Raw genomic sequence first — 24,206 nt, 5'->3', positions numbered from 1 at the left:
CAACGCAGACGTATCTCGACGCTGGTGATGAACCGCTTCGCGCGGAACATGCTCGCGCGCGCGAGCAGCGGTTCCGTTGCGCTGTCGCGGGTCTGGCCCGGCCGTACCGACCGGCTGATCATCGCGCCGCATGATTTGCGCACGGCGGACGCGACCCGCGCCGCCGAGATCTACGCCGGTCGCTTCGTCTTCGCCGGCAAGATCGTCAATTGCCACGGCCGCTCGATCTTCGATCTCGAGCCGCCGTCGGAGGACTGGGAGGTTGCGCTACTCGGCTTCGGCTGGCTGCGACACCTGCGCGCCGCCGATACTGCGCTGACGCGGGCCAATGCGCGCGCGCTGATCGAGGACTGGATCGCCAACCCCGCCAACAAGCGCCGCCCGGTCGCGCGGCGCGCCGACGTGCTGGCACGGCGCGTGATCTCGCTGCTGTCGCAGGCCCCGCTGGTGCTCAACGACACCGACAACAAATTCTATCGTCGTTATCTGCGCGCGCTCGCACGCGAGATCCGTTTCCTGCGCTACACCATGGTCAACATTCCGGACGGGGTGCCGAAGCTCCAGGTGCTGATCGCGCTGTGCTACGCGGCGCTGTGCCTCGCCAATCAGGCGAGCCACATCCGCAGCGCCTCGAAAAAGCTCTCGGATGAATTGCAGCGACAGATCCTGCCGGACGGCGGACACATCTCCCGCAATCCCGGCGCGCTGATCGAGCTGCTGATCGACCTGTTGCCACTGCGACAGACCTTTGCCGCGCGCAACATCGCGCCGCCGCCAGCGCTGCTCAATGCGATCGACCGCATGATGCCGATGCTGCGCTTCTTCCGGCACGGCGACGGCAATTTCGCGCTGTTCAACGGCATGAGCGCGACGCCTTCGGACCTGCTCGCCACCCTGCTCGCCTATGACGACACCCACGGCGCGCCGATGGCGAACATGCCGCATACCGGCTTCCAGCGCCTCGATGCCGGCCAGACCACGCTGATCATCGACACCGGCCCGCCGCCGCCGGCCGGCGTCAGCCACGACGCCCATGCCGGCTGCCTGTCGTTCGAATTGTCTTCCGGCATCAGCCGCATCGTCACCAATTGCGGCATGCCGACCACAGGCCGCGACAATTGGCGGCCGTTCGCGCGCGGCACCGCTGCGCATTCGACGCTGGCTTATCACGACACGTCCTCATGCCAGTTCGTCGAGATGTCGGCGATGAAGCGCCTCCTGCACGGCTCGCCCGTCACCAGCGGCCCGGTCGAGGTCGAGAGCTATCGCGAAATCGTGCAGAACGGCACGCTGCTGACGACCTCGCATGACGGTTATCTCTCCAAGTTCGGCGCGATCCATCGCCGCGTGCTGATGATCGCCAATGACGGCGTGCGTATCGACGGCGAGGACACGCTGTCGCCGCCACAGGGCGGCCGTTTCAAGGGCGCAGATGCCGATTTCGCGCTGCGCTTCCATCTGCATCCCGCGGTGAAGGCGAGCCGGCTGTCGGATGCGCGCGGCGTCATGCTGGTGCTGCCGAACCGCGACGTCTGGACCTTCGAGGCGCTCGACGACAAGGTCGACCTCGAAGACAGCGTGTTCCTGGCCGGCAATGACGGGCCGCGTCGCACCGCGCAGATCGTGATCCGGCAGGACGCGCGCCAGGCTCCGTCGATCCGCTGGAGCTTTGTCCGTTCCACCGCTTCGCCCGCGGTCACCAATGCCCGCCGCAACGCCCGGCGCGAGCCGGAACTTCCGCTGTAAACGCGCGTCTGCCAGTCCTGTCCGGCGTTGTGAAGGGCGCCGAAAACTGCTATCGAGCCCTCGCTCGCGCGACTGGCGACCTTGGATGGAGCACCATCGGGAAGCGCGACAGATATCCGCCGCGCGCCTGGGCATAGACACTCCTTAAGACAGAGGATCTTGCTCATGACTGACCATCCCCGCCGCGTCACCCGCGCCCTTCTCTCCGTTTCCGACAAGACCGGCCTGATCGAGTTCGCCAAGGCGCTTGCCGCGCATGATGTCGAGCTGGTCTCGACCGGCGGCACCGCGAAAGCGATCGGCGCCGCCGGCCTCAAGGTGAAGGACGTGTCCGACCTCACCGGCTTCCCCGAGATGATGGACGGCCGCGTCAAGACGCTGCATCCGAAGGTGCATGGCGGCCTGCTGGCGATCCGCGACAACAAGGAGCATGCGGATGCGATGAAGGCGCACGGCATCGCGCCGATCGACCTTCTCGTCGTCAACCTCTATCCGTTCGAGGCGACCGTCGACAAAGGCGCGGGCTTCGAGGATTGCATCGAGAACATCGACATCGGCGGCCCCGCCATGATCCGCGCCGCCGCGAAGAACCATGACGACGTCGCTGTCGTGGTCGAGGCCGAGGACTACAAGGCCGTGCTCGACGAGCTCGCCGCCAACAACGGCGCAACCACGCTGAAGCTGCGCCGGCGGCTGGCCGCCAAGGCCTATGCGCGCACCGGCGCTTATGACGCCGCGATCTCGAACTGGTTCAACCGCCAGCTCGAGATCGACGCGCCCGACTTCCGCGCCTTCGGCGGCAGGCTGATCCAGTCGCTGCGCTATGGCGAGAACCCGCACCAGACCGCGGCGTTCTATGCAACCCCCGACAAGCGCCCGGGCGTCTCCACCGCGCGGCAGCTCCAGGGCAAGGAGCTTTCCTACAACAACATCAACGACACCGATGCGGCCTATGAATGCATCGGCGAGTTCGATGCCAAGCGCACCGCAGCCTGCGTCATCGTCAAGCACGCCAATCCCTGCGGCGTCGCTGAAGGATCCGACCTCGTCAGCGCCTATCGCAAGGCGCTCGCCTGCGACTCGACCTCGGCGTTCGGCGGCATCATCGCGATGAACCGCGCGCTCGATGCCGACACCGCGCGCGAGATCACCAAGATCTTCACCGAGGTGATCATCGCGCCCGACGCCAGCGAGGAAGCGATCGCCATCATCGGCGGGAAGAAGAACCTGCGCCTGCTGCTCGCCGGCAGCCTGCCCGATCCGCGCGCGCCGGGCCTCACTGCCAAGACGGTGGCCGGCGGCCTGCTCGTGCAGAGCCGCGACAATGCCGTGGTCGACGACATGATTTTCAAGGTCGTGACCAAGCGCGCGCCGAGTGACGCTGAAATGCGCGACCTCAAATTCGCGTTCCGTGTTGCAAAGCACGTCAAGTCCAACACCATCATCTACGCCAGGGATCTTGCCACCGTGGGCATCGGCGCGGGCCAGATGAGCCGGGTGGATTCAGCCCGGATCGCGGCGCGCAAGGCGCAGGATGCGGCGAACGAGCTGAAGCTTGCCGAGCCGCTCACCAAGGGCTCGGTCGTGGCGTCGGACGCGTTCTTCCCCTTCGCCGACGGCATGCTCGCCTGCATCGAGGCCGGCGCCACCGCCGTGGTGCAGCCCGGCGGCTCGATGCGCGACGACGAGGTGATCAAGGCCGCCGACGAGCACGGCATCGCCATGGTGTTCACGGGCACGCGGCACTTCAGGCACTGATTGATTGGCAATAATCACGTCGTCATTGCGAGCGAAGCGAAGCAATCCAGTCTGCGCGGAGAGAGTCTGGATTGCTTCGTCGCTTTGCTCCTCGCAATGACGGAGGTGAAACTGCGCGGTGCAGCTAATCCCGCACCCGCATCAACAGCGCGAGCCCCGCGACGAAGAACACCACCAGCACGGCCATGCCGGCCTTCTGGCTTGCGGTCACCGCGGTGATCATGCCGATCAGCAGCGGGCCGATGAAGGACGTGACTTTTCCAGTCAACGCAAAGAGACCAAAATACTGCGCGATGCGATCCTTCGGTGCGAGATGGATCAGCAGCGTGCGCGAGGCAGCCTGGAGCGGTCCGCCGGCGGCGCCGATGAGGCAGCCCAGCACCAGATAAGCGCGCTCGGCGGGGGCGGCGAACAACCCACCGCCGGGCTCTGGCGGCGCGACCTTGATGAAGAAGATCGAATCCTTGTCGACGAGAAGGATCGCCGCCACCGCGAGCAGGAGAATTAGCATGCTGCCGGCGATGACGCGCTTCGGCCCGAGACGATCGTCGAGCTTGCCGCCAAGCCATGCGCCGAACGTGCCGGCGATCGCGAGCATGATGCCGAAGGTGCCGATCTGGATCGTGTGCCAGCCGAAGGTGCCGGCGGCATAGATGCCGCCGAAGGCAAACAGCGACACCAGCCCGTCGGTGTAGATCATGTTGGCGAGCAAGAAAGCTGCGAGCGACTTCTGCTGCGGCAGGCTCCTGATCGATTGCTTCAGCTCGGACAGGCCTTCGTGCAGCGCCTCGCGCACCGGACGCTTTGCCGGATAGTCCGGCGTGAACAGAAACAGCGGCGTCACGAAAATGATGAACCACAGGCTGGTCAGCGGTCCAACGATGCGATCGCCCTGATGGCTGACGGGATCGAGCCCGAACAACGGCTTGAAGCCGAGCAGCGTGCGGCCGGTCTCGGGATTGGCGGCGAGGAAGCCGAGCACGATGATCAGGCTGACGATGCCGCCGATATAGCCGGTGGCCCAGCCGGTGCCGGAGAGCCGGCCGATCCGCTCCGGCGGCACCAAAGTCGGCATCATCGCATTGTTGAAGACGGTGGCGAATTCCGCACCGACGCTGGCAAGCGCGACCGCGGTCAGCAGCGGCGGAATGATGGAGGGGTCACCAGGCCTGCCGATCCAGAGCATGCAGGCCGCCAGCACCAGCAGGGCACCGAACCCCGCAATCCACGGCTTCCTGCGACCCGACGCATCGGCGATGGCGCCGAGCACGGGTGACATCAGGGCGATCGCGAGACCCGCAGCCGCCATCGCAAAGCCCCATAGCGACTGGCCGGCAGCAGGATTTGGCGCGATGCTGGTGGCGAAATAGGGCGCGAAAACAAAGGTCGTGATCAGCGTGAAATAAGGCTGCGCGGCCCAATCGAAGAAGATCCAGCTGACGACGGCGGCGCGCGGCGGATAAGTCCGCTGCGCCTCCAGGCGCGCATCCGAGGCAATCGTCGTCATCGTCCAGCCCCCATCACGAACAGTTTTGCCTCTCTTGGCGCAAACCGTATAGCATTACGGTGACGCGTGTGAACCGGCCCGGAGAAAGACTGAAGGCCACGGCGGAAAATCGATGATGTCGTCATATTCGACACGGCGGACATTTTTCGCCTTCGTTGCCACTCTGGCGTTCGGCCTTGCGCCCGCGACCGCGCAGGATGCGCGGCGGGCCTATGTCCCGCCTGCGCTGGACACGGTGCACGCCATTTCCGCCGAGCACGGCATGGTCGTGGCGCAGGAGAAAATCTCCGCGCAAGTCGGCGCCGACATCCTGCGCCGCGGCGGCAATGCAGTCGATGCCGCGGTCGCCACCGGCTTTGCGATGGCCGTGACCTATCCGCGTGCCGGCAATATCGGTGGCGGCGGCTTCATGGTGATCCACTCGGCCGACCGCAACGAAGACATCACGATCGATTATCGCGAGACCGCGCCGGCAGCAACCACGCCGCAAATCTTCCTCGGGCCCGACGGCAAGCCCGATGCCGCGAAGTCGCGCGATTCCGCGCTCGGCGTCGGCGTGCCCGGCACGGTGGCAGGTCTTGCTTTGGCGCTCGAGAAATACGGCTCGGGCCAATTCAGCCTGGCGCAATTGGTCGAGCCTGCGATCGCGCTTGCCCGCGACGGTTTTATCGTCACCGACGACATGGCCGACACGCTGCCGGGCTGGCACCGGCGCCTCGCGCGCTGGCCGTCCTCGGCCAAGATCTTCTCTCGGCCCGATGGCACGCCGCTTGGCGAGAGCGACAGGCTGGTGCAGGGCGACCTCGCCGAGACGCTGTCGGCTGTCGCGACCCGAGGTCCGCGCGGTTTCTATGAAGGCCCGGTTGCGGACAAGCTCGCCAGGGCCGTCTCCGATGCCGGCGGCATCATGACGCCGGCCGATCTGAAATCCTATTCTGCGGTGATCCGCGCGCCGGTGCGCGGCACCTATCGCGGCTATGACATCGTCTCGATGCCGCTGCCGTCCTCCGGCGGCGTGGTGCTGGTGGAGACGCTCAACATCCTCGAGGGCTTTCAGCTCGCCGATCTGAAGCAGGGCTCACCGGCGTCGCTGCATCTGCTGATCGAAGCGATGAAGCGCGCCTATGCGGACCGTGCGCGCTATCTCGGCGATCCCGCCTTCGTCAACGCGCCGATCGAGACGCTCATTGCGAAGGACTACGCTGCCAAGCTGCGCGCGGGCATCCCTGTCGATCGCGCCACGCCGTCCAAGGATATCGTTTCCGCTCCTCCCGCGCCGCGCGAGGGCACCAACACCACGCATTACTCGGTCGTCGATGCCCGCGGCAATGCCGTCAGCAACACCTATACGCTGAACTTCAGCTACGGCGTCGGTCTCGTCGCCGAGGGCACCGGCGTGCTGCTCAACAACGAGCTCGACGATTTCACCGCAGCGGTCGGCGCCTCCAATGCTTACGGTCTCGTCGGCTTCGAGGCCAATCTGCCCGGTCCCGGCAAGCGTCCGCTGTCCTCGATGTCGCCGACCATCGTGCTCAAGGACGGCGAGCCGGTGCTGGTGACGGGCTCGCCCGGCGGCAGCCGCATCATCGCGACCGTTCTCCAGGTGATCGTCAACGTGCTCGACTACAGGATGGATGTGGCCGCCGCCGTTGCGGCGCCGCGGCTGCATCACCAATGGCTGCCGGACGAGGTGCGCGTCGAAAGCGGCTTTCCCAACGATGTCCTGTTGGAGCTGAAGGCGATGGACCACCGCATCGTCGAGCCGATGGGACAGACCTCGGCCAATTCGATTCTGGCGACGTCGAACGGCCCGCTTGGCGCGCCCGATCCGCGCACGCGCGGCGCAGAAGCCGCGGGGCAGTAGCACCGTCCCTGCATGGCCCGAAGGCTTGCGCAGGCCATCGCGCGTGCTACCACCGCGGCCAAAGAACACCGGGGAAACGCAGATGACAACGACCGATCCGACCGGGCGCATCGAGCGCGCCGAGATCGAAGACACCAGCCTTCTCGCCTTCTATCGCGACATGAACGTTGCCGAACGGCGGACGTTCTGGGCCTGCGCCGCCGGCTGGGCGCTCGACGGCATGGACTTCATGATCTACCCGCTGGTGATCGGCACCATCATCGCGCTGTGGAAGGTCGATGCGGGATCGGCCGGACTCGCCGGCACCGTGACGCTGCTGGCGTCCGCGATCGGCGGCTGGCTCGGCGGCTATCTCTCCGACCATATCGGCCGGGTCAGGACGCTCCAGATCACCATCATCTGGTTCTCCTTCTTCTCGCTGGTCTGCGCGGTCGTACAGAATTTCGACCAGCTCCTGATCGCGCGCGCCGTGCTTGGCCTCGGCTTCGGCGGCGAATGGGCGGCGGGCGCCGTGCTGATGGGTGAGGCGATCCGGCCGCAATATCGCGGGCGCGCGGTCGGCTCGGTGCAATCGGGCTGGGCGGTCGGCTGGGGCCTTGCGGTGCTGTCGCAGGCGATCCTGTTCTCACTGATGCCGGCCGAGACCGCGTGGCGCTGGATGTTCGTGATCGGCGCGCTGCCGGCGCTTCTCGTGTTCTACATCCGCCGCTCCGTCACCGAGCCGGAGATCGCGGCCGAGGCCCGCGCAAGACAGGCCGCGAGCGGCGATCGTCCGGCGATCTGGGAAATCTTCTCAGGCCCGATCCTGAAGATCACGATCCTGGCCTCGCTGATGGCGACGGGCTGCCAGGGCGGCTACTACGCCGTCACCTTCTGGGTGCCGCAGTTTTTGACCAAGGAGCGGCATCTGTCGATCGTCGGCTCGACCGGCTATCTCTCGACTCTGATCATCGGCTCCTTCATCGGCTATCTCGTCGGCGCCTGGCTCGCCGACCGGATCGGACGGCGCAATCTGTTCCTGATCTTCTCGATCGGCGCCATGGCGGTGGTGCTGCTCTACACGCAGCTGCCGCTCACCAACGAGATCCTGTGGTTGCTGGGCTTCCCGCTCGGCTTCTTCGCCTCGGGCTATTTCTCGGGGATCGGCGCATTCCTGACCGAGCTCTATCCGACGCGGTTGCGCGGCTCCGGCCAGGGCTTTTGCTACAATTTCGGCCGCGGCATCGGCGCGCTATTTCCGTTCCTCGTCGGTGCGCTCTCGGCGACGACATCGCTCGCGAATGCGATCGCGATCTTCGCGGTGGCGGCCTACGCGGTGTTCTTCATCGCCGCCTTCGCGCTGCCGGAGACGCGCGGGCGCGTGCTGCACCCGGACTAGTGAAAGCGAGTTACCGCCCCACCTGGTAGGGCCCGCCCTTGTCCAACGCGCGCGCGTAGGCCGGCCGCGCGTGGATGCGCTCCAGAAACGCCATCGCCTTGGGATGGCCGAGCTCAAGCCCGCCGCGCGCTTGCGCGGCTTCGAGCGGAAAGCTCATCTGGATGTCGGCGGCGGTGAACTCGTTGCCGGCAAACCACTCGCTCTTCGCAAGCTCGCCTTCCCAATAATCCATGTGCTGCTTGAGCTGTGGATTGACCAGCGCAGTGAGCGCCTGGTTCGAAACCTTGCGCACCAGCGGGCGCAGCAGCGCCGGCGCACGCTTCGGCATCAGCGTGAACAGCAGCTTCAGGAGCAGCGGCTGCATCGCGGACCCCTCCGCATAGTGCAGCCAGTAGGTGAAGCGCAGCCGCTCCGGCGTGTTCGGCGGCGGGATCAGCCGGCCGTTGCCATAGGTCGCGATGAGATATTCGATGATCGCACCGGACTCGGCGATGGTGTTGCCGTTGTCGGTGATGACGGGCGACTTGCCGAGCGGATGGATGGCGCGCAGCTCCTGCGGTGCGCGCATGTCCGGCTGGCGCTGATAGCGCACGATCTCGTAGGGCATGCCCAACTCTTCGAGCAGCCACAGCACGCGCTGCGAGCGGGAGTTGTTGAGGTGATGAACGGTCAGCATCGCATGGTCCTTGAGGGCTAGGCGGGTCAGTCGGCCGCGCATTTCGTGCCAGCCCGGGAACGCAATGTCGAGACATCCGGACGGATATTTTCACCCGGGTATATTGACGCCAATAATTTACCCGGGTATTAAAAGGCCAACATCATCAATCTGGCAATGATTCCGATGCAAAGGATTTTCACCGCGTTCCAGGGCCAGCGCCGCCTGACATCCGGACCGGCAGGCGAAGTCGCGCTGGTCGTCAAGCGGGTGGCACCGCGGCCGGACGAGCCCATCATCATCTTCGAGGACGGCACGGGCCGACCGATCGACTTCGATCTGCGCGGCGGCGATCGCGAGGTGCTGGCGCGGTTGGCGAAGCTTGTGCCGCCTCCAGCTGAGGAGAGCCCGCCCCCGAGCGAGCCGCGCGGCCGCGGCCGGCCGAAGCTCGGCGTGGTCGCCCGCGAGGTGACGTTGTTGCCGCGGCACTGGGAGTGGCTCGGCGCGCAGCCGGGAGGCGCCTCGGTCGCGCTGCGAAAGCTCGTCGACGAGGCCAGGCGCGCCAGCGGCGACAAGGACCGCGAGCGGCAGGCACGCGATGCAGCCTATCATTTCATGTCGACCATGGCCGGCAATTTGCCGCAGTTCGAGGAAGCCTCGCGCGCGCTGTTCGCAGATGACAGGCGGCGCTTCACCGGACTGATTGCCGACTGGCCGACCGACATCCGCGACCACATCGTCAAGCTCGCCTACAGCGACCGCGCCTAAGCGCGCAGCACTTCTCTCCCATCGACGGCCGAGCCGCGCATCGCGCGGCAACGGCTTCGCACGCCCTGATGAAAGGCATATCCATGTCCGCCGCCGTACCGCTTTGGAAAACATTCCTCCGCTTCCTCGCACCGCTGATTTTGAGCAACGCGCTGCAATCGCTGTTCGGCACCGTCAGCAACGTCTATCTCGGCCAGATGATCGGCGTCGACGCGCTCGCGGCGGTCTCGGTGTTTTTCCCGGTGATGTTCTTCCTGTTCGCCTTCGTCATGGGCCTGAGCACCGGCGCCACCGTGCTGATCGGCCAGGCCTTTGGCGCGGGCGAGCACGGCAGGATCAAGAGCGTGGTCGGCACGACGCTCTCGGTCGGCCTGCTGCTCTCGCTTTCGGTCGCGCTGGTCGGCGGGATCTTCAGCAGGCAATTGATGGTGATGCTCGCGACACCGGCGGACATCCTCGACCAGGCGAGTGCCTATGCGCGCGTCATGCTGCTCACCATGCCGCTCGGCTTCGTGTTCCTGCTGATGACGGCGATGATCCGCGGCGTTGGCGATGCACTCACACCGCTGCTGGCGCTGGCCCTGTCGACCGCGATCGGCTTGATCCTGACGCCGATGCTGATCCGCGGTGCGTTCGGATCGCCCGCGGCCGGCATCACCAGTCCGGCATGGGCCGCTGCGATTGCCAACACGCTGACGCTGATCGTGCTGGCCGTCTATCTGAGGCGGAAGCAACATGCACTGGCTCCGGACGCAGCATTGCTGCGTCATCTGCGGCTCAATCGCCCCGTGCTCGGAAAAGTGCTCGGCATAGGCTTGCCGAGCGCCGTCGGCATGGTGGTGATGGCGATTGCCGAGCTGGTGCTGCTCGGCCTCGTCAACGGCTATGGATCCGAGGCCACCGCCGCCTATGGCGCGGTCAACCAGGTGATGGGCTACACGCAGTTCACGGCGATGTCGATTTCGATCGCTGTCTCGATCCTCGGCGCGCAGGCGGTCGGCGGCGGCGACAGGGGGCGGCTCGACGCCATCGTTCGCACCGGCCTCGCGTTCAACATCGTGTTGACCGGTGGGCTGGTGGCGTTGATTTACCTCGTGCCGCGCGCGATCCTCGGCATCTTCATCACCGACGGTGCCGTGCTCGATCTCGCGAAAGGACTGCTCCATATCGCCCTGTGGAGCTCCATTCCATTCGGCCTCGCCACAGTGTTCTCCGGCGCGATGCGCGCGGCGGGTGTCGCCTTTACGCCGATGCTGCTGTCGATCTTCGCCATCGTCGCGATCGAGCTGCCGTCGGCCGTGATCCTGAGCCGCATCATTGGCCTCGAGGGCGTGTGGGCTGCCTATCCGATCGTGTTCTGCGCCATGTTCCTTTTGCAGATGGGCTATTACCTCCTGGTGTGGCGCAAGCGGGCGATCCGGCGTTTGATCTGACCGTCAAGAGATTATGACCATCATTAAACGGTGGACCTGTGGCGCGCCCTGCGCCACAATGGATGAAAAGCCAGATCAGAAAGCTCGTCAGGGAGAGTGAATTTGACCCGCACAGCCCCGCAATTCCTGTTAGATTTCGGCAGCCCGAACGCCTATCTCAGCCATCTGGCGATCCCGGCAATCGAGCAGCGCATCGGCGTCAAATTCGAATATGTGCCGATCCTGCTCGGCGGCATCTTCAAATCGACCAACAACAAGTCGCCGGCCGAGACGCTCGCCGGCATCAAGAACAAGCGCGAATTCCAGGCGGTCGAGACCGAGCGCTTCATCAAACGCTTCAACGTCCAGCCCTACGTCTTCAATCCTAACTTTCCGGTCAACACGCTGAACCTGATGCGCACGGCGATCGCGGCGCAGCTCGAGGGCGTGTTCGAGACATACGTCGAGGCGGCCTTCCACCACATGTGGCGCGAGCCGAAGAAGATGGACGACCCCGAAATCGCGGCAAAGGCGCTGGCATCCTCAGGCCTCGATGCCCAAAAGCTGTTCGCCCGCGCCCAGGAGCCCGAAGTAAAGGGCAAGCTGATCAAGAACACCGAGGAGGCGGTCGCCCGCGGCGCATTCGGCTCGCCGACCTTCTTCGTCGGCAACGAGATGTTTTTCGGCAAGGAGCAGCTGCGCGAAGTCGAGGAGATGGTGCTGGAAGGGGGCCAATAGGGAATGGCGAATAGCGAGTCGTGAAATTGTGACTCGTCATTTGCGGCCTCTCGCCCTATTCGCTATTCCCTACTCGCCATTCGCCTCGTTCAACGGAGTTCTCCCATGCGTATCCTGGTGGTCGGCGCCGGCGCCATTGGCGGCTATTTTGGTGGCAGGCTGTTGCAGGCCGGCCGCGACGTCACCTTCCTGGTCCGGCCGCGGCGCGCATCCGAGCTTGCGAGCACCGGTCTCGTCATCAAGAGCCCGAACGGCGATGTGACCTTGAAGAATCCGCCGACGGTTCAGGCCGACGCGCTCAATGACAAATTCGATGTCGTGCTCTTGAGCTGCAAGGCGTTCGACCTCGACGACGCCATCAAATCATTCGCGCCGGCGGTCGGCCCTGATACGGCGATCATCCCCATGCTCAACGGCATGAAGCATCTCGACACGCTCGATCAAAAGTTCGGCAAGGAGCGCGTGCTCGGCGGCCTTTGTGCCATCGCCGCGACCTTGAACGAGAAGCGCGAGGTGGTGCAGCTCCAGCCGATGCAGTCGCTCAATTACGGCGAGCGCGACGGCAAGATGTCAGATCGCGTCAAGGCGATCGACGAGGCCTTCAAGAGCGGCATCAATGGTGCCACCGCCAGCCAGAACATCATGCAGGACATGTGGGAGAAGTGGGTGTTCCTGTCTTCGCTCGCGGCATCCACCAGCCTGATGCGCACGTCGGTCGGCAACATCCTCGCCGCCCCCGGCGGCAGGGACTTTCTGCTCGGCATGCTGGACGAGACCACCGCGATCGCCACTGCGTCGGGCTATACGCCGGGCGGCCCGTTCTTCGAGCGCGTGAAGGGCAACCTCACCACAGAGGGGTCACCGATGACGGCCTCGATGTTCCGCGACGTCAAAGCGGGTCTGCCGGTCGAGGCCGATCACGTCATCGGCGACCTCATCGCGCGCGCCGACGACGCCAAGGTGCCGGTGCCGAAGCTGCGCATCGCCTATACGCATCTGAAGGCGTATGAGAACCAGCGGGCGAGCTAACCGCAAAAGCCTAGCGCTACTTGAAATACGCCAGATAGTGCGAGACGGCGGTGATCTCTTCGTCGCTCATATGATAGGCGACATCGGCCATCGCGGCGACGCCACCGCCGACGCGCGCGCCCGCCTTGTAATCGTGCAGCGCCTTGACCAGATATTCCTCGCGCTGACCTGCGAGCCGCGCGACGGCCTTGGTGCCGGCGAAGCTGTCGGTGTGACATGAGGCGCAGCGGCGGCCGGCGGCGACCTGCGCGCCCTTTTTCGACAGGTCCGGGTCTTTGTCTTCCTCGGCCTTCGGCGGCGTCATCTGCGCGAAATAGGCGCCGAAATTGCGGATGTCCTCATTGGTGATCTGCTCGACGATCGGCTGCATCTGGTCGTTCTTGCGCGAGCCGGCGCGGAAGAACACGAGTTGCCATTGAATGAACTGATCGGGCTGGCCGGCCAGCGAGGGGATGTTCTCCGTCTGCGAAATGCCGTTCTCGCCGTGACAGCCGGAGCAGACCGCGGCCTTCTCCTTGATCGCGGCATTGTCGGCGGCGCCTGCGGGGAGGGCGCCGAGCGCTGCGAGCGCAACCGCGCTGATTGCGTGCGAGATGAACGGCCGGCGCATGATTGGGATTCCGATCTATCGACTGCGTCATTCCACGGCGTGCGGAATCCATAACAACCCGTCGGGGTCATGGGTTCCGGACACGCGCTGGCGCGCGATCCGGAACGACCTTGAAGTTGAAAGCAAAAGAGGCTGCGGCCCCTTTCGGCCACCGCAGCCTCTTGTCGTCATGCGCTACTTCTTGCTGTAGCTGATGCGGTAGATCGCGCCGGCCCAATCGTCGGCGACGAGGATCGATCCATCCTTGGCGAGGATGATGTCGTCGGGACGGCCGAGATAGCCCTGGTCGCCCTCGAGCCAGCCGGACGCGAACACCTCTTCCTTCGGATTCTTGCCGTCAGGCCCGACAATGACACGCACGATGCGCGCGCCCTGATATTTATGCCTGTTCCAGGAGCCGTGCTCGGCGATCAGGATGTTGTTCTTGTATTCGGGCGGGAATTGGTCGCCGGTATAGAACTTCATGCCGAGCGGGGCGACATGTGCGCCGAGATTCAGCACGGGCGGCGTGAACTCGGAGCACTTGTGGCCCATCGCGAACTTGTCGTCCGGCAGATTGCCCTGATGGCAATAGGGATAGCCGAAATGCTCGCCCATCTTGCTGATCATGTTCAGCTTGTCGCTGGGCTTGTCGTCGCTGATCCAGTCGCGGGCATTCTCGGTGAACCAGTATTTGCCGGTGCGCGGATCGACGTCGCCGCCGACCGAGTTGCGGACGCCGAGCGCATAGACTTCAGCGTTGCCGGTCTTGGGATCGACGCGGCGGATCTGCGACACGCTGGTCGGCGGGATGCCGACATTGAAGGGCGGTCCGAACGGCAGGAAGAACCAGCCTTCCTTGTCGACCGCGATGTACTTCCAGCCATGCGCGGCGTAGGACGGCATGTCGTCATAGACGACCTTGCCCTCGCCGGGATTGTCGAGCTTGTTCTCGATGTCGTCGTAGCGGATCAGCTTGTCGACCGCGATGACGTAGAGCGCACCATCCTTGACGGCGAGACCCGTGGGCATGTTCAGCCCTTTCAGGATGGTCTTGACCTCCTTCTTTCCGTTGTTGTCCTTGATGGCATAGACGTTGCCGAGGCCGAACGAGCCGACGAACAGCGTGCCCTTGTCACCCCAGGCCATCTGCCGCGCGGCCAGCACGCCGGAGGCATAGACCTCGATCTTGAAGCCCGCCGGCAGCTTGATCTTCTTGACGATGTTGGCGAGCTCGGCGTCGGAAGCGCCGGTCGGCGGACCCGAGGGCGGCGCGAGGCCCTTCTGCGCCTCGGTCTCGTCGCCGAGGAACCAGTCATCCGGCGGGTGGGTCCAGAACTCCTTGGTGCCGGATTCGTATTTCTTCAGTGCCCGGTTCTTGTCCTGTTGCTGCGCATTGACAACGCTGGTCCCCGCAAGAAGGGCCACGGCCGCAAGCGCCAACACGGATCGATGGAACATCGATGTCATCGCGTCACTCCCCTAAGGCAGCCGTCAGGGCTGCACGTTATTTTGTTATGGCTAGTCGAGAGGCGAAGTTGGGGTCTGCCGGGAGGCAGACGCAAAAAGGTTAGCACATCTGCCGGCGCTGAGAAGCGCGTCGCGCGGGGTGCGGTTAGGCTCAATAAAAATTGAGACGGAATGTCAACGAGGGGCGACGCCGCGACGACAGCACTCTCGCTGCGACGCGGAATCGACGCGCGCGCGGCGCACTCGCGGACAGCAATGGGGGCGTCAAACTCAAAAAATGCGAAAACAACCCCATGCACAGTAGAACGGCTCAGGCCGTTTTGCGCCCGGCGACATCAGGCAGACATTTGATGCATCGAGCAAAACGACAAATGCGGCGCCTACGAGGCGACGGGATAAGGTCCATCGTCAAACACCACGTCGTGGTAGCCCTTCGACCCGACCTCGCGCGCTAACGCGCTGCGAAAATCGCGGCCGTCGCGAAGGCAATTCAGCGCATGCGCGAAGTCGAATTCGGGCCGCCAACCCAGCTCCCGCCGTGCGCGCGCGTTGACATAGACGCGGTCGATCTCCGGGAATAGTCGCCAGCCGCGCGCTGCGTAGAGCTCCTCGCAATCCGGATAAAGCTCGTGCACGACGCCGGCCGCGTCGCGTGCGAGCGCCGCGAGGTGGCGTTGCTCGAATGGGCTGGTGGCCGAGACGATGTAACGCCCAAAGCCGATCTTCGGCGCGCACTCGACGGCAAGCAGATGGGCGCTCACCGCGTCCGCTATATCCAGCCGCCTATAGAGCAGCTCGTTGGCCTGCACATTGTCCAAGGGGTAGGCCGACCGCATCGCGGGATCGTCGTCGTCCTCCGGAAAGAACCGCGAGGTCCGAAGGATGACGACCCGCAGACTGCGCTCGCGAAAGAACAGCTCGCACAGCGTCTCCGCCATCAGCTTGGTCGTGCCGTAGATGTTCTTCGGCACCGGCGGCAGATCCTCGGTGACCCACACCGCGGCCTGTCCCGCCTCCGGCCGGAGCTGCGAGCCGAACGCGCTGGTGGTGCTGGTGAAGACGAAGCTCTTCACGCCGGCGGCCACGGCCGCCTCGAGCAGGTTGAGCGTCCCGGTGACGTTGGTGTCGACGAAGTCTTGCTTGCTGTGGGTTCCCACATGCGGCTTGTGCAGCGTCGCGGTGTGGATGACCGCGGTGACGCCGTCCATCTGGCGCCGGACGAAACCCGGATCCACAATGGAGCCGACCGCATCGGTGAAGGGCGATGGTGTCAGATCGACCCCATGCACAGGTGACCGGCGCCCGCGAAGCGTCCGCAGAATCGCCTCGCCGAGGTGGCCGGCGCTGCCGGTGACCAGAATTGTCATTGCAAACCCCATACAGCCGCCAGCGGCGTGGAAAACCACGGCCCGACCTGATTTGGCTGGATGCTCTGGGAAAAAATTGGAGCGGGCGAAGGGGCTCGAACCCTCGACCCCGACCTTGGCAAGGTCGTGCTCTACCACTGAGCTACACCCGCATCCTGTGTCGGTCGCGTGACGCGCCGGCAACGGCTGTCGTATGCCAAAAGCGGGAGGGGAATGCAACAGCTACCGGCAGCATCAATTCGCAATCTGGAGCCCTAAATGGACCTCGAATGCGACCAATTGGCCCGAAAACGCTCCGGAACCGCCGAATCGGCGCCCATGGATTGAAATTCGGCCGCCCCGGCCCAATTTTAGGGCCGACAGCGAAGCATATGTGATGGCGACGTGCTAAAGACCCGCCATTCCAGACATCAGACGAGGGGATCCCGTGACGATCATCGACCAGGGTAACGGAGCGCCGGGCCCGGCTGCGGCCGATCTGATCAAGGACACCACCACCCAGAGCTTCATGAAGGACGTCATCGAGGAATCGAAGCGCCAGCCGGTGCTGATCGACTTCTGGGCGGAGTGGTGCGGCCCCTGCAAGCAACTGACCCCCCTCCTGGAAAAGGCGGTCAAGGCGGCCAAGGGCAAGGTCAAGCTGGTCAAGATGAACATCGACCAGCACCCGGCGATCCCGGGCCAGATGGGCATCCAGTCGATCCCGGCCGTGATCGCCTTCGTCAACGGCCAGCCGGCCGACGGCTTCATGGGCGCGGTGCCGGAGAGCCAGCTCAACGCCTTCATCGAGAAGCTGACCAAGGGCGTGACCGCGCCCGGCGAGGTCAATGTCGCCGAGATCGTGCAGGAAGCCGATGCCGTGCTCGCCGAGGGCGATGCCGCCGCGGCCGCGCAGATCTACGCCGAAGCGCTCCAGCATGATGCGACCAACATCGCAGCGCTCGCGGGCCTCGCAAAATGCTACGCGGTCTCCGGTGCGATGGAGCAGGCCAAGCAGACGCTCGCCATGGTGCCGGAATCCAAGCGCAACGATCCCGCGGTGAAGGCCGTGCAGACCGCGATCGATCTCGCCGAGCAGGCGGAACAGCTCGGACCGGTCGCCGAGCTGGAACAGAAAGTCGCCGCAAACCCGCTCGACCATCAGGCGCGATTCGATCTTGCCACGGCGCTGAATGCGCAAGGTAATCGCGCAGCCGCCACCGAGCAGCTGCTCGCGATCATCAAGCGCGACCGCAAATGGAACGACGACGGCGCCCGCAAGCAGCTGGTGCAGTTCTTCGAGGCCTGGGGCAGCATGGATGATGCAACCGTCGAGGGCCGCAAGCGGTTATCGACGATCCTGTTTTCGTAGACGCAGGCCGCAAAGCGACGCAGGGACCAGATGCCGATCAACATCGAATATCGCGGACCCGCCGACCTGCCGGAGATCATTCCGGTGTTTCCGCTGCCCGGCGCGCTCTTGCTGCCCCGCGGCCAGATGCCGCTCAACATCTTCGAGCCGCGCTATCTATCGATGGTCGACGATTCCCTCCGCGACGGCCATCGCCTGATCGGCATGATCCAGCCTGACGTCGCGCATTCGCCGAAGAATTCCGACAAGCCGGCGCTGTTCAGCGTCGGCTGCGTCGGCCGCATCACCCAGCTCGCCGAATCCGGCGACGGCCGCTACATCCTCGAGCTCACCGGCGTCTCTCGCTTCAGGGTGGTCGAGGAGCTCGAAGTGCTGACTGCATACCGGCAGTGCAAGGTCGATTTCTTCGCCTTCGTCGACGATTTTACGGCACGCATGGGCGAGGACGAGGTCGATCGCGAGGCGCTGCTGGCGGTGCTGGCCGATTTCCTGAAAGCCAACAATCTCAAGGTCGACTGGGAGGGCGTCGAGAGCGCACCCAATGAAGCGCTCGTCAACGCACTGGCGATGATGTCGCCCTACGGCCCGGCGGAAAAGCAGGCCATGCTGGAGGCGATGGACCTGAAGACCCGCGCCGAGATCTTGATCGCGGTCACCGAGATGGACCTCGCGAAGAAGCGCACCAGCGGCGATCCGCCGTTGCAGTGAGGATCCAAGCACCTAGGCGGCATAAACGGCTGTTTCGGCCTTTCGCTGCGCCAGTTGCGGGATACTGGAAGCAGGCATCGGCCGGCTGAAGTAGTAGCCCTGCGCCTCAGCACAGCCTTCCTCGCGCAGAATGTCCAGCTGCTCGGCGGTTTCGACGCCTTCGGCCGTCGTCGTCTTGCCGAGGCTGACGGCGAAGGCGACCACGGCACGGGCAATCCGATGCGCCTCGCCCTTTTTTCTGGAGAGCTCGCTGACGAAGCTGCGATCGATCTTGACCTTGTCGAATGGAAATCTCTGCAAGAAGCTCAGCGACGAATAGCCCGTGCCGAAATCATCGAGGGCAATTCGCACGCCGAGTTCGCGCAGCTTCCCGAGGGCTGCGAACACCGCTTCGCTGTCATGCATGATGACGGTCTCGGTCACCTCGAGCTCGAGCCTTTGCGGCGCGATCCCCGAGGCTGCCAGGGCGCCGACAATGATCGAGACGAGGTCCTTGCTCCTGAACTGAGCGGGAGACAGATTGATTGCGATCGTCAGAGCGGGAGGCCACTTGGCTGCCTCGGCGCAGGCGGCTCTCAACACCCATTCGCCCAGGGGCAGGATCAGGCCGGTTTCCTCCGCAAGGGGAATGAATTCGGCAGGCGAGACCAGACCGCGCTCGGGATGATGCCACCGCAGCAACGCCTCGAAACCGCAGGCTTGGCCGCTCTCGACGTCCACGAACGGCTGGTAGTGGAGCTCGAATTCGCCCTGCGCAAGCGCCTTGCGCATGTCCCTTTCCAGATTGCGGCGCGCGTGCATGAGCTCGTCGAGTTCCGGCTCGAAGAAGCGGAATGCGCCACGTCCACCACTCTTGGCCGAGTAGAGGGCGAGATCCGCGCTCTTCATGATCACGTCGGAATCGTTGCCATCGCGCGGCGCGATGGCAATGCCGATGCTGGTGCCTACCGTGACCCGGTGATCGCCGAGATCGAACGGCTCGCACAGCGCCTTTTTGATGTTCTCTGCAAGCGCGGCGGCCTCCACGGCCGGGTTGGTTACGTAATCGATCACGGCGAACTCGTCGCCGCCCAGTCGAGCGATCAACGCTGTTTCCGTGGTGCATTCGCGCAGACGTGCGGCAACGGCGCGCAGCAGGGAATCGCCCGTCGGATGACCAAGCGTGTCGTTGACTTCCTTGAAGCGATCGAGGTCGAGCATGAGCACGGCCAGGTCGACGCCGCCGTTGCGCGTAACCGCAATGGCATGCTCCATCCGCTCGCGGAGCAGCACGCGATTCGGCAGATCGGTCAGCGCATCGTGTTGTGCCATATGAGTAATCTTGGCCTCGGACCGGCGTTGCTCGGTAACGTCGAGATGCGTGGCCACCCATCCGCCACCGGCCATTGGTTGTCGCGTCACGCAGATCAACCGACCATCCGCAAACTCGTCGATTCTGCTCGAGACTGCATCGAACGGCAACGCGGCCAGCTTCGAGATGAATTGCTCGGCAGCGCCCTCGCTGGGGTCGCCCTTGAGGATTCCCTTCACGATACGATGCCTGATGATGTCGGTATGCGACGTCCCCGTCCTCAGCAGCTCCGGCGGCAGCCGATAGAGCAGGGCATAACGCTCGTTGCAGACGACAAGCCGCTTCTCGGCGTCGAACATGCAGAGGCCCTCGACCATGTGGTCGATCGCCGTGTCCAGCATGAGCTTCTGTTGTTGCAGTTCTTTTTGTGAGCCTTCGAGCTGCTGCCGGGCGGTCGAAAGCTGGCTGATGATCCCCTCGAACTTGGCGGTTCTGACTGCCAGGCGGCGATCGGCCAGGACGCCGATCAGGCTCATCCCGAGCACTGAAAGCGCCACGCCGGCGATAGCAAGTGCGAGGAAAGTCGGAGAAAGAGACAGGGTGTCTGTCGCACGCGTCGGATCTGGAACGATCTGCACGGCACCCATAGCCGTGAAGTGATGCGACACGATAGCGAGTGTCAGCAGGACTGCCGCTGCCAGCGTACCCCAATGGTCCTGGTACCTGAGTGCGACGGCCAGCGCTGCATAGCCCAGACACATTCCCAGGATGATCGAGACGAACACCAGGTCCACTGACCATGTGACGCGACCCGGCACTTCGAGTGCCCACATTCCGAGATAGTGCATGCTGGCAATGCCGCCGCCGACGATGACGCCGCCTGCCGCTGCGCGCCACCGGCCGGTATCGCCGACTGCAACGCCGAAGCCCCCCGACGTCAGCAGCATTGCCGCAGCAAGCGAAAGCGCCGTCAACACGATTCCGTAGCCGGTCGTAACGCCGGGCTCGTAGGCGAGCATCGCGACGAAATGCGTTGCCCAGATCCCGTACCCGATGGCAGCGCCGGCAATCGCGATCCAGATCAATCGTGTTCTGGCGCGCGCTGCGATCGCGCGATGAAAGATGCTGACGGCAACGATACTCGCGACGAAGCAGACCAGGCCGGCAAGCAGGACCAGCCGCCAATCGTGCTCAACGGTAAGGCAAGACAAAACACGGAACATCCAGGCTGCTCCATCGGCAATATTGTCGATGGTGACCGGGCTAACCAGCCTTCGCGTTAATTTTGTGCCGTGCCTGATTGCATGCTTATCGGCAGGTTAACGCGGTTCGCGCAATTTGAAGCTTGCCGAGCGCTTGTAGATGACGGTGTAGCTTCGGTCCTGCACCAGCCGGGAGCGCGCATAGTGGTCGGCCAGGAATGTCTAGAGCCGATTGCGGATGCGCTTGCGTCCGGTGATCATCGCGCGGATCAGGTTCTCGCGCTGGACAAGTCCCATCAGCACCACGCCCAGGACATGCAGTACGGCCAGCACGATGACGGCGTCCGATGCGACGGCGTGGGTATCCTCGACCCACCAGACGCCGAAGAAGGTGGCGGTCACCGACATCGCACCTGTGATCGCCGACACCGCGATCGCCAGCAGCAGCGCCACCAGCATCAGGGTGCCGGCAGGATTGAGCCCGATATAGCGGCCCGTCATGCCGCGGCGCAGATTCCAGAGATAACGCGGTGCGGCACGAAGCCTGGCACCGACCATGCGAAAGCGCGAATAGCGGCTTCCCCAAAAACCCCAGATCAGACGGAAGGCCAGGAGCACGAGCACCGTGTAACCGACGATGCGGTGCAGACCGTCATACACGGTGGGCGTGAACCACGCAGCCAGAATGCTGGCCGCGAGGGCCCAGTGCCAGAGGCGTAGCGGGAGGTCCCAGACCCCGACCGTCCGGGATGCAGGTCGATGCGCGGGGGCCCTCTCGGACGCCCCGCGCGCTTCTGGCACCGCTTCATCGATCAAGCCGGAACCATCCCAATCAATTACCTGGCGCAGATCACCTTGCGCGGCTCACTTGGCGATGGTGTGCTTCAGGGTGAGATCTTCGGGGCTGTAGAACAGCTCGTAAAGCTTGCCTTCCTTGACGCCATAGACCTCGTAGCACGAACCTTCAATCTTGGATCGCCGCACCTCGTAGCCGAGCGCCTTGGCCTTGGCTTCGGCTTCGCTCGCCGGCTTCCACGACGCCTTGTCGAGCTTGGTGCAGTCCTTGAATCCGTCGGCCATGGCGGCCGATCCCATGCCAATCCCGATCGTCAGTGCAATGGCAACTACACGAATGACCTTCACGAACGTCTCCTCCTCTGTCGTGTGTGCTGCGCGGGGCCGCGTAGCGCGCACCGAAGGAAGCAAAGGAGATGATGAAGTCAATCCGGTTCAGCGTCAGTTGGCCTTAGAGTCGTTCTAACGAGCCCGAAAAGATCAGCGCTCTCCGTGCGCATGGTACCTTTGGCGGATTGCTGCGGCCTTACGCCTCACGGCTGGGGACAGGTTGCCGACCTCGCCGGTTGCATCAGGCCGCGCTTCGCGATCCCGGGGCATTTCGCTGCAGCCAGTCTGCCCAGGCGAGACGCCCACGCACGCCCTGGCTGACGACAAATCCCATGCCGCGCGCCTTCGCCTCCGAAAGGCCGATCGGCAGGATTTTTCGGTGCAGCCTCCTCGCATCCTGATATTGACGAGCAAAGGCGACAAGGTCGAGATCTTCCGGGCCGCCAATCTCCGGGCGCTCGCCGCGCTGCCCGTCGAAGGCGCAAGCCACGACGTGGTCGGCAACGTCGGACGTGTCGACGGGATTGAACAGCGTCGTCGGCGTCGGCCATAGCGGAAGCCAGACGAGGCCCGCGAGCAGCTTGTCGAGCAGATAATAGAACGGCATCGCGCGAACGACGGACCACGGCAGGTTGGAGGCACGCACCAGACGCTCGCCGGCGAGCTTGACCCGTGCGTAGGGCAGGGTCGCCTCGTCCAGGCCAACGATCGAGACATGGAGGAAGTGCCGCACCTCGGCCTTGCCACTGAGCGACAGCAGCCGCTCGGTACCTTCGACATCGACGGCCGAGGGTGACCTGAAAAAATCTATCGGCCGCACGCCGCCCCGCCGCGCGATCGGCGAGTAGGTCGCGGCATTGATGACCGTGTCGACGTCATGCAGCGCTTCCCGCAACCCGACACCTGTGGCCAGATCGCCGATCGCCCAATCGACGTCCGATCGCGTGCTCGGCGATCGTGCAAACACCCGGACGCGACGCCCGTCACGAACGAGACGATCGACGATGTCGCGGCCGAGATGGCCGGTGCCGCCGGTCACGAGCGTCAGCGTCATGCGTGGCTCCATCGCGGTGCGCGATCCTCGAGATTGCTTCTGACCGCTTCGACATGATTGGGCGCGCCGAGCAGCGTCGCCTGTTCGGCGGTCTCCGCGGCGAGACCAGCCGCCACATCGCAAGTCGCGGACAGATTGAGCAACCGCTTGGCCGCCCGGATCGCATCGGGGCTGCGGCCTGCAATTTCGCGCGCAGTCGCGAGGGCCGCCGCCACGGGATCATCGGCAAGCTGCGTCGCAAAGCCGTAGGCGAGCGCCTCTTCGGCCGAAAAGACCCGCCCGGTATAGGTCAACTCGCGCACGACATCCTCACGCGCGAGGTGTCGCATCAGTTGCGTGCCGCACATGTCGGGGACCAGGCCCCATTTGGCCTCGATGATCGCGAGCTTCGTTCCGGGCGCGAGATAGCGCAGGTCGGCACCGAGCGCGAGCTGGAAACCGCCGCCGAAGGCAACGCCATGCACTGCGGCAATCACAGGCACGGGCAGCTCGCGCCACAGCCAGACCAGATGCTGGGCATAGTTCGCGATGCCATGGGTTCGGCGTGTCAGATCGACGGACGGGATCAATGGCTCGCCGCTTGTCGTTGCCAGCAGTCGATCGAGATCGAGACCCGCGCAGAATGCGCGCCCTTCGCCGGAGAGCACGACTGCGCGGACGTCCTTGTGCTGACCGAGCTGCGTGCCGGCTGCAATGATTGCCGCGAACATCTCGGGGTCGAGCGCATTCATCTTGTCGGGACGGTTCAGCTGGACACGGGCGACGCCGTCCTCGATGGTCAGCCGAATACGATCGGTCATCGTGCTTCTCCTTTGTGGCTCGGATCGGCGAGTTCAGTAACCGGCGACCGCCATCGCGACGACGGCACTGAGCGCCATCCAGCCGAAATGCCGGCCGCGCGTGGCCCATGCGTTGGCGAGAGCCGAGAAGCCGAACACACAAGCCATGGTGACGACGATCCAGTGGCGCGCCGGCTCCGAGCCCATCCAGGGCGCCGCGATCAGCAGCATGCCGCCGCCGATCCAGGCGACGGTCGAGGCTTGCCAGACCAGCCGGATCAGGGTGCGGAGCCGCTCCGGCTCGATGGTGGCGCGGACAAAGACCTTGGCCTCGCCGAGGTAGCCGTGGATGAGAGCCACGGCAATGGTCAGGACACCGGCGCACTGGAGCAGGAGATCACGCATCGTCAAAGCT

At 64.5% G+C, this 24,206-nt stretch carries 21 protein-coding genes, 1 tRNA gene and 1 riboswitch; of the genes, 10 read left to right on the top strand and 12 right to left on the bottom strand.

Annotated features, from left to right (window positions below; all coding sequences use genetic code 11):
- Nucleotides 1-27 precede the first annotated feature (27 nt).
- Both I3J27_RS01260 and purH read left to right on the top strand, forming a co-directional pair.
- A complete protein-coding gene (locus I3J27_RS01260; RefSeq protein ID WP_270173007.1) occupies nt 28-1,746 on the top strand; it encodes a heparinase II/III family protein in 1,719 nt (572 codons plus the stop codon).
- 58 nt (nt 1,747-1,804) lie between these two features.
- A riboswitch (ZMP/ZTP riboswitch) is annotated at nt 1,805-1,886 on the top strand.
- Between the two features lie 25 nt (nt 1,887-1,911).
- Nucleotides 1,912-3,504, top strand: a complete 1,593-nt coding sequence (gene purH / locus I3J27_RS01255) for a bifunctional phosphoribosylaminoimidazolecarboxamide formyltransferase/IMP cyclohydrolase (protein WP_270164339.1) — start codon at nt 1,912-1,914, stop codon at nt 3,502-3,504.
- 124 nt (nt 3,505-3,628) lie between these two features.
- On the opposite strand, the gene I3J27_RS01250 is transcribed toward purH, so the two are convergent.
- Nucleotides 3,629-5,011, bottom strand: coding sequence for an MFS transporter (locus tag I3J27_RS01250; RefSeq protein ID WP_270164338.1), 1,383 nt, complete (start codon nt 5,009-5,011; stop codon nt 3,629-3,631).
- Nucleotides 5,012-5,123: 112 nt separating this feature from the next.
- On the opposite strand from I3J27_RS01250, the gene ggt reads away from it, so the two are divergent.
- Both ggt and I3J27_RS01240 read left to right on the top strand, forming a co-directional pair.
- The gene (gene ggt / locus I3J27_RS01245; RefSeq protein ID WP_270164337.1) at nt 5,124-6,875 is read left to right on the top strand and encodes a gamma-glutamyltransferase; all 1,752 of its coding nucleotides are present in this window, start codon (nt 5,124-5,126) and stop codon (nt 6,873-6,875) included.
- 82 nt (nt 6,876-6,957) lie between these two features.
- The gene (locus I3J27_RS01240) at nt 6,958-8,253 is read left to right on the top strand and encodes an MFS transporter (RefSeq protein ID WP_270164336.1); all 1,296 of its coding nucleotides are present in this window, start codon (nt 6,958-6,960) and stop codon (nt 8,251-8,253) included.
- Between the two features lie 10 nt (nt 8,254-8,263).
- Here the strand turns inward: I3J27_RS01240 and I3J27_RS01235 are convergent, their stop codons facing one another.
- The gene (locus tag I3J27_RS01235) at nt 8,264-8,929 is read right to left on the bottom strand and encodes a glutathione S-transferase family protein (RefSeq protein WP_270164335.1); all 666 of its coding nucleotides are present in this window, start codon (nt 8,927-8,929) and stop codon (nt 8,264-8,266) included.
- A gap of 165 nt (nt 8,930-9,094) precedes the next feature.
- Here I3J27_RS01235 and I3J27_RS01230 point away from each other — a divergent pair, with 165 nt between their 5' ends.
- From I3J27_RS01230 to panE, 4 genes are all read left to right on the top strand, one after another.
- On the top strand, nt 9,095-9,676 hold the full coding sequence (locus I3J27_RS01230) for a DUF2239 family protein (protein WP_270164334.1): 582 nt from the start codon (nt 9,095-9,097) through the stop codon (nt 9,674-9,676).
- Between the two features lie 83 nt (nt 9,677-9,759).
- Nucleotides 9,760-11,109 (top strand): MATE family efflux transporter, encoded by a 1,350-nt coding sequence (locus tag I3J27_RS01225; RefSeq protein WP_270164333.1) that lies wholly within the window; start codon nt 9,760-9,762, stop codon nt 11,107-11,109.
- 102 nt (nt 11,110-11,211) lie between these two features.
- Nucleotides 11,212-11,826 (top strand): 2-hydroxychromene-2-carboxylate isomerase, encoded by a 615-nt coding sequence (locus tag I3J27_RS01220; protein WP_270164332.1) that lies wholly within the window; start codon nt 11,212-11,214, stop codon nt 11,824-11,826.
- 105 nt (nt 11,827-11,931) lie between these two features.
- Complete coding sequence (panE, locus tag I3J27_RS01215) at nt 11,932-12,855, top strand: 2-dehydropantoate 2-reductase (RefSeq protein WP_270164331.1); 924 nt, start codon at nt 11,932-11,934, stop codon at nt 12,853-12,855.
- Between the two features lie 16 nt (nt 12,856-12,871).
- Here panE and I3J27_RS01210 read toward each other — a convergent pair whose 3' ends face one another.
- The 4 genes from I3J27_RS01210 to I3J27_RS01195 form a co-directional block, all read right to left on the bottom strand.
- Nucleotides 12,872-13,465, bottom strand: a complete 594-nt coding sequence (locus tag I3J27_RS01210; protein WP_270164330.1) for a c-type cytochrome — start codon at nt 13,463-13,465, stop codon at nt 12,872-12,874.
- A gap of 174 nt (nt 13,466-13,639) precedes the next feature.
- Entirely contained in the window at nt 13,640-14,914 is a 1,275-nt protein-coding gene (locus I3J27_RS01205) for a PQQ-dependent sugar dehydrogenase (protein WP_270164329.1), read from the bottom strand.
- Nucleotides 14,915-15,294: 380 nt separating this feature from the next.
- On the bottom strand, nt 15,295-16,281 hold the full coding sequence (locus I3J27_RS01200) for an NAD-dependent epimerase/dehydratase family protein (RefSeq protein WP_270164328.1): 987 nt from the start codon (nt 16,279-16,281) through the stop codon (nt 15,295-15,297).
- Nucleotides 16,282-16,358: 77 nt separating this feature from the next.
- Nucleotides 16,359-16,433: transfer RNA gene (locus I3J27_RS01195), tRNA-Gly, on the bottom strand.
- A gap of 275 nt (nt 16,434-16,708) precedes the next feature.
- Between I3J27_RS01195 and trxA the strand changes: the two genes are divergently transcribed.
- Both trxA and I3J27_RS01185 read left to right on the top strand, forming a co-directional pair.
- The gene (trxA, locus tag I3J27_RS01190) at nt 16,709-17,632 is read left to right on the top strand and encodes a thioredoxin (RefSeq protein WP_270164327.1); all 924 of its coding nucleotides are present in this window, start codon (nt 16,709-16,711) and stop codon (nt 17,630-17,632) included.
- Nucleotides 17,633-17,662: 30 nt separating this feature from the next.
- Nucleotides 17,663-18,340: an LON peptidase substrate-binding domain-containing protein gene (locus tag I3J27_RS01185; protein ID WP_270164326.1), complete on the top strand. Its 678-nt coding sequence runs from the start codon at nt 17,663-17,665 to the stop codon at nt 18,338-18,340.
- A gap of 12 nt (nt 18,341-18,352) precedes the next feature.
- Here I3J27_RS01185 and I3J27_RS01180 read toward each other — a convergent pair whose 3' ends face one another.
- From I3J27_RS01180 to I3J27_RS01155, 6 genes are all read right to left on the bottom strand, one after another.
- The gene (locus I3J27_RS01180; protein ID WP_270164325.1) at nt 18,353-20,854 is read right to left on the bottom strand and encodes a bifunctional diguanylate cyclase/phosphodiesterase; all 2,502 of its coding nucleotides are present in this window, start codon (nt 20,852-20,854) and stop codon (nt 18,353-18,355) included.
- Between the two features lie 201 nt (nt 20,855-21,055).
- Complete coding sequence (locus I3J27_RS01175; protein WP_270164324.1) at nt 21,056-21,649, bottom strand: cytochrome b/b6 domain-containing protein; 594 nt, start codon at nt 21,647-21,649, stop codon at nt 21,056-21,058.
- Between the two features lie 48 nt (nt 21,650-21,697).
- Nucleotides 21,698-21,976: a PepSY domain-containing protein gene (locus tag I3J27_RS01170; protein ID WP_270164323.1), complete on the bottom strand. Its 279-nt coding sequence runs from the start codon at nt 21,974-21,976 to the stop codon at nt 21,698-21,700.
- Between the two features lie 223 nt (nt 21,977-22,199).
- Nucleotides 22,200-23,012 (bottom strand): SDR family oxidoreductase, encoded by an 813-nt coding sequence (locus I3J27_RS01165; protein ID WP_270164322.1) that lies wholly within the window; start codon nt 23,010-23,012, stop codon nt 22,200-22,202.
- The gene (locus tag I3J27_RS01160) at nt 23,009-23,812 is read right to left on the bottom strand and encodes a crotonase/enoyl-CoA hydratase family protein (RefSeq protein ID WP_270164321.1); all 804 of its coding nucleotides are present in this window, start codon (nt 23,810-23,812) and stop codon (nt 23,009-23,011) included. Before I3J27_RS01160 ends, I3J27_RS01165 begins: the two co-directional genes overlap by 4 nt.
- A 33-nt stretch (nt 23,813-23,845) precedes the next feature.
- Nucleotides 23,846-24,196: a hypothetical protein gene (locus tag I3J27_RS01155; RefSeq protein ID WP_270164320.1), complete on the bottom strand. Its 351-nt coding sequence runs from the start codon at nt 24,194-24,196 to the stop codon at nt 23,846-23,848.
- Between the last annotated feature and the right edge of the window lie 10 nt (nt 24,197-24,206).

Source organism: Bradyrhizobium xenonodulans (assembly GCF_027594865.1).
In the GTDB taxonomy this organism is placed as follows: domain Bacteria; phylum Pseudomonadota; class Alphaproteobacteria; order Rhizobiales; family Xanthobacteraceae; genus Bradyrhizobium; species Bradyrhizobium xenonodulans.
Note: the sequence above shows the minus strand (reverse complement) of the source record. Positions and strands in the feature narration are given on the sequence as shown.

Coding starts and splice junctions, on each gene's coding strand:
- I3J27_RS01260 (WP_270173007.1), top strand. CDS start 28: ATGAACCGCTTCGCGCGGAACATGCTCGCGCGCGCGAGCAGCGGTTCC.
- purH (WP_270164339.1), top strand. CDS start 1,912: ATGACTGACCATCCCCGCCGCGTCACCCGCGCCCTTCTCTCCGTTTCC.
- I3J27_RS01250 (WP_270164338.1), bottom strand. CDS start 5,011: ATGACGACGATTGCCTCGGATGCGCGCCTGGAGGCGCAGCGGACTTAT.
- ggt (WP_270164337.1), top strand. CDS start 5,124: ATGATGTCGTCATATTCGACACGGCGGACATTTTTCGCCTTCGTTGCC.
- I3J27_RS01240 (WP_270164336.1), top strand. CDS start 6,958: ATGACAACGACCGATCCGACCGGGCGCATCGAGCGCGCCGAGATCGAA.
- I3J27_RS01235 (WP_270164335.1), bottom strand. CDS start 8,929: ATGCTGACCGTTCATCACCTCAACAACTCCCGCTCGCAGCGCGTGCTG.
- I3J27_RS01230 (WP_270164334.1), top strand. CDS start 9,095: ATGCAAAGGATTTTCACCGCGTTCCAGGGCCAGCGCCGCCTGACATCC.
- I3J27_RS01225 (WP_270164333.1), top strand. CDS start 9,760: ATGTCCGCCGCCGTACCGCTTTGGAAAACATTCCTCCGCTTCCTCGCA.
- panE (WP_270164331.1), top strand. CDS start 11,932: ATGCGTATCCTGGTGGTCGGCGCCGGCGCCATTGGCGGCTATTTTGGT.
- I3J27_RS01210 (WP_270164330.1), bottom strand. CDS start 13,465: ATGCGCCGGCCGTTCATCTCGCACGCAATCAGCGCGGTTGCGCTCGCA.
- I3J27_RS01205 (WP_270164329.1), bottom strand. CDS start 14,914: ATGACATCGATGTTCCATCGATCCGTGTTGGCGCTTGCGGCCGTGGCC.
- I3J27_RS01200 (WP_270164328.1), bottom strand. CDS start 16,281: ATGACAATTCTGGTCACCGGCAGCGCCGGCCACCTCGGCGAGGCGATT.
- I3J27_RS01185 (WP_270164326.1), top strand. CDS start 17,663: ATGCCGATCAACATCGAATATCGCGGACCCGCCGACCTGCCGGAGATC.
- I3J27_RS01180 (WP_270164325.1), bottom strand. CDS start 20,854: ATGTTCCGTGTTTTGTCTTGCCTTACCGTTGAGCACGATTGGCGGCTG.
- I3J27_RS01165 (WP_270164322.1), bottom strand. CDS start 23,012: ATGACGCTGACGCTCGTGACCGGCGGCACCGGCCATCTCGGCCGCGAC.
- I3J27_RS01160 (WP_270164321.1), bottom strand. CDS start 23,812: ATGACCGATCGTATTCGGCTGACCATCGAGGACGGCGTCGCCCGTGTC.
- I3J27_RS01155 (WP_270164320.1), bottom strand. CDS start 24,196: ATGCGTGATCTCCTGCTCCAGTGCGCCGGTGTCCTGACCATTGCCGTG.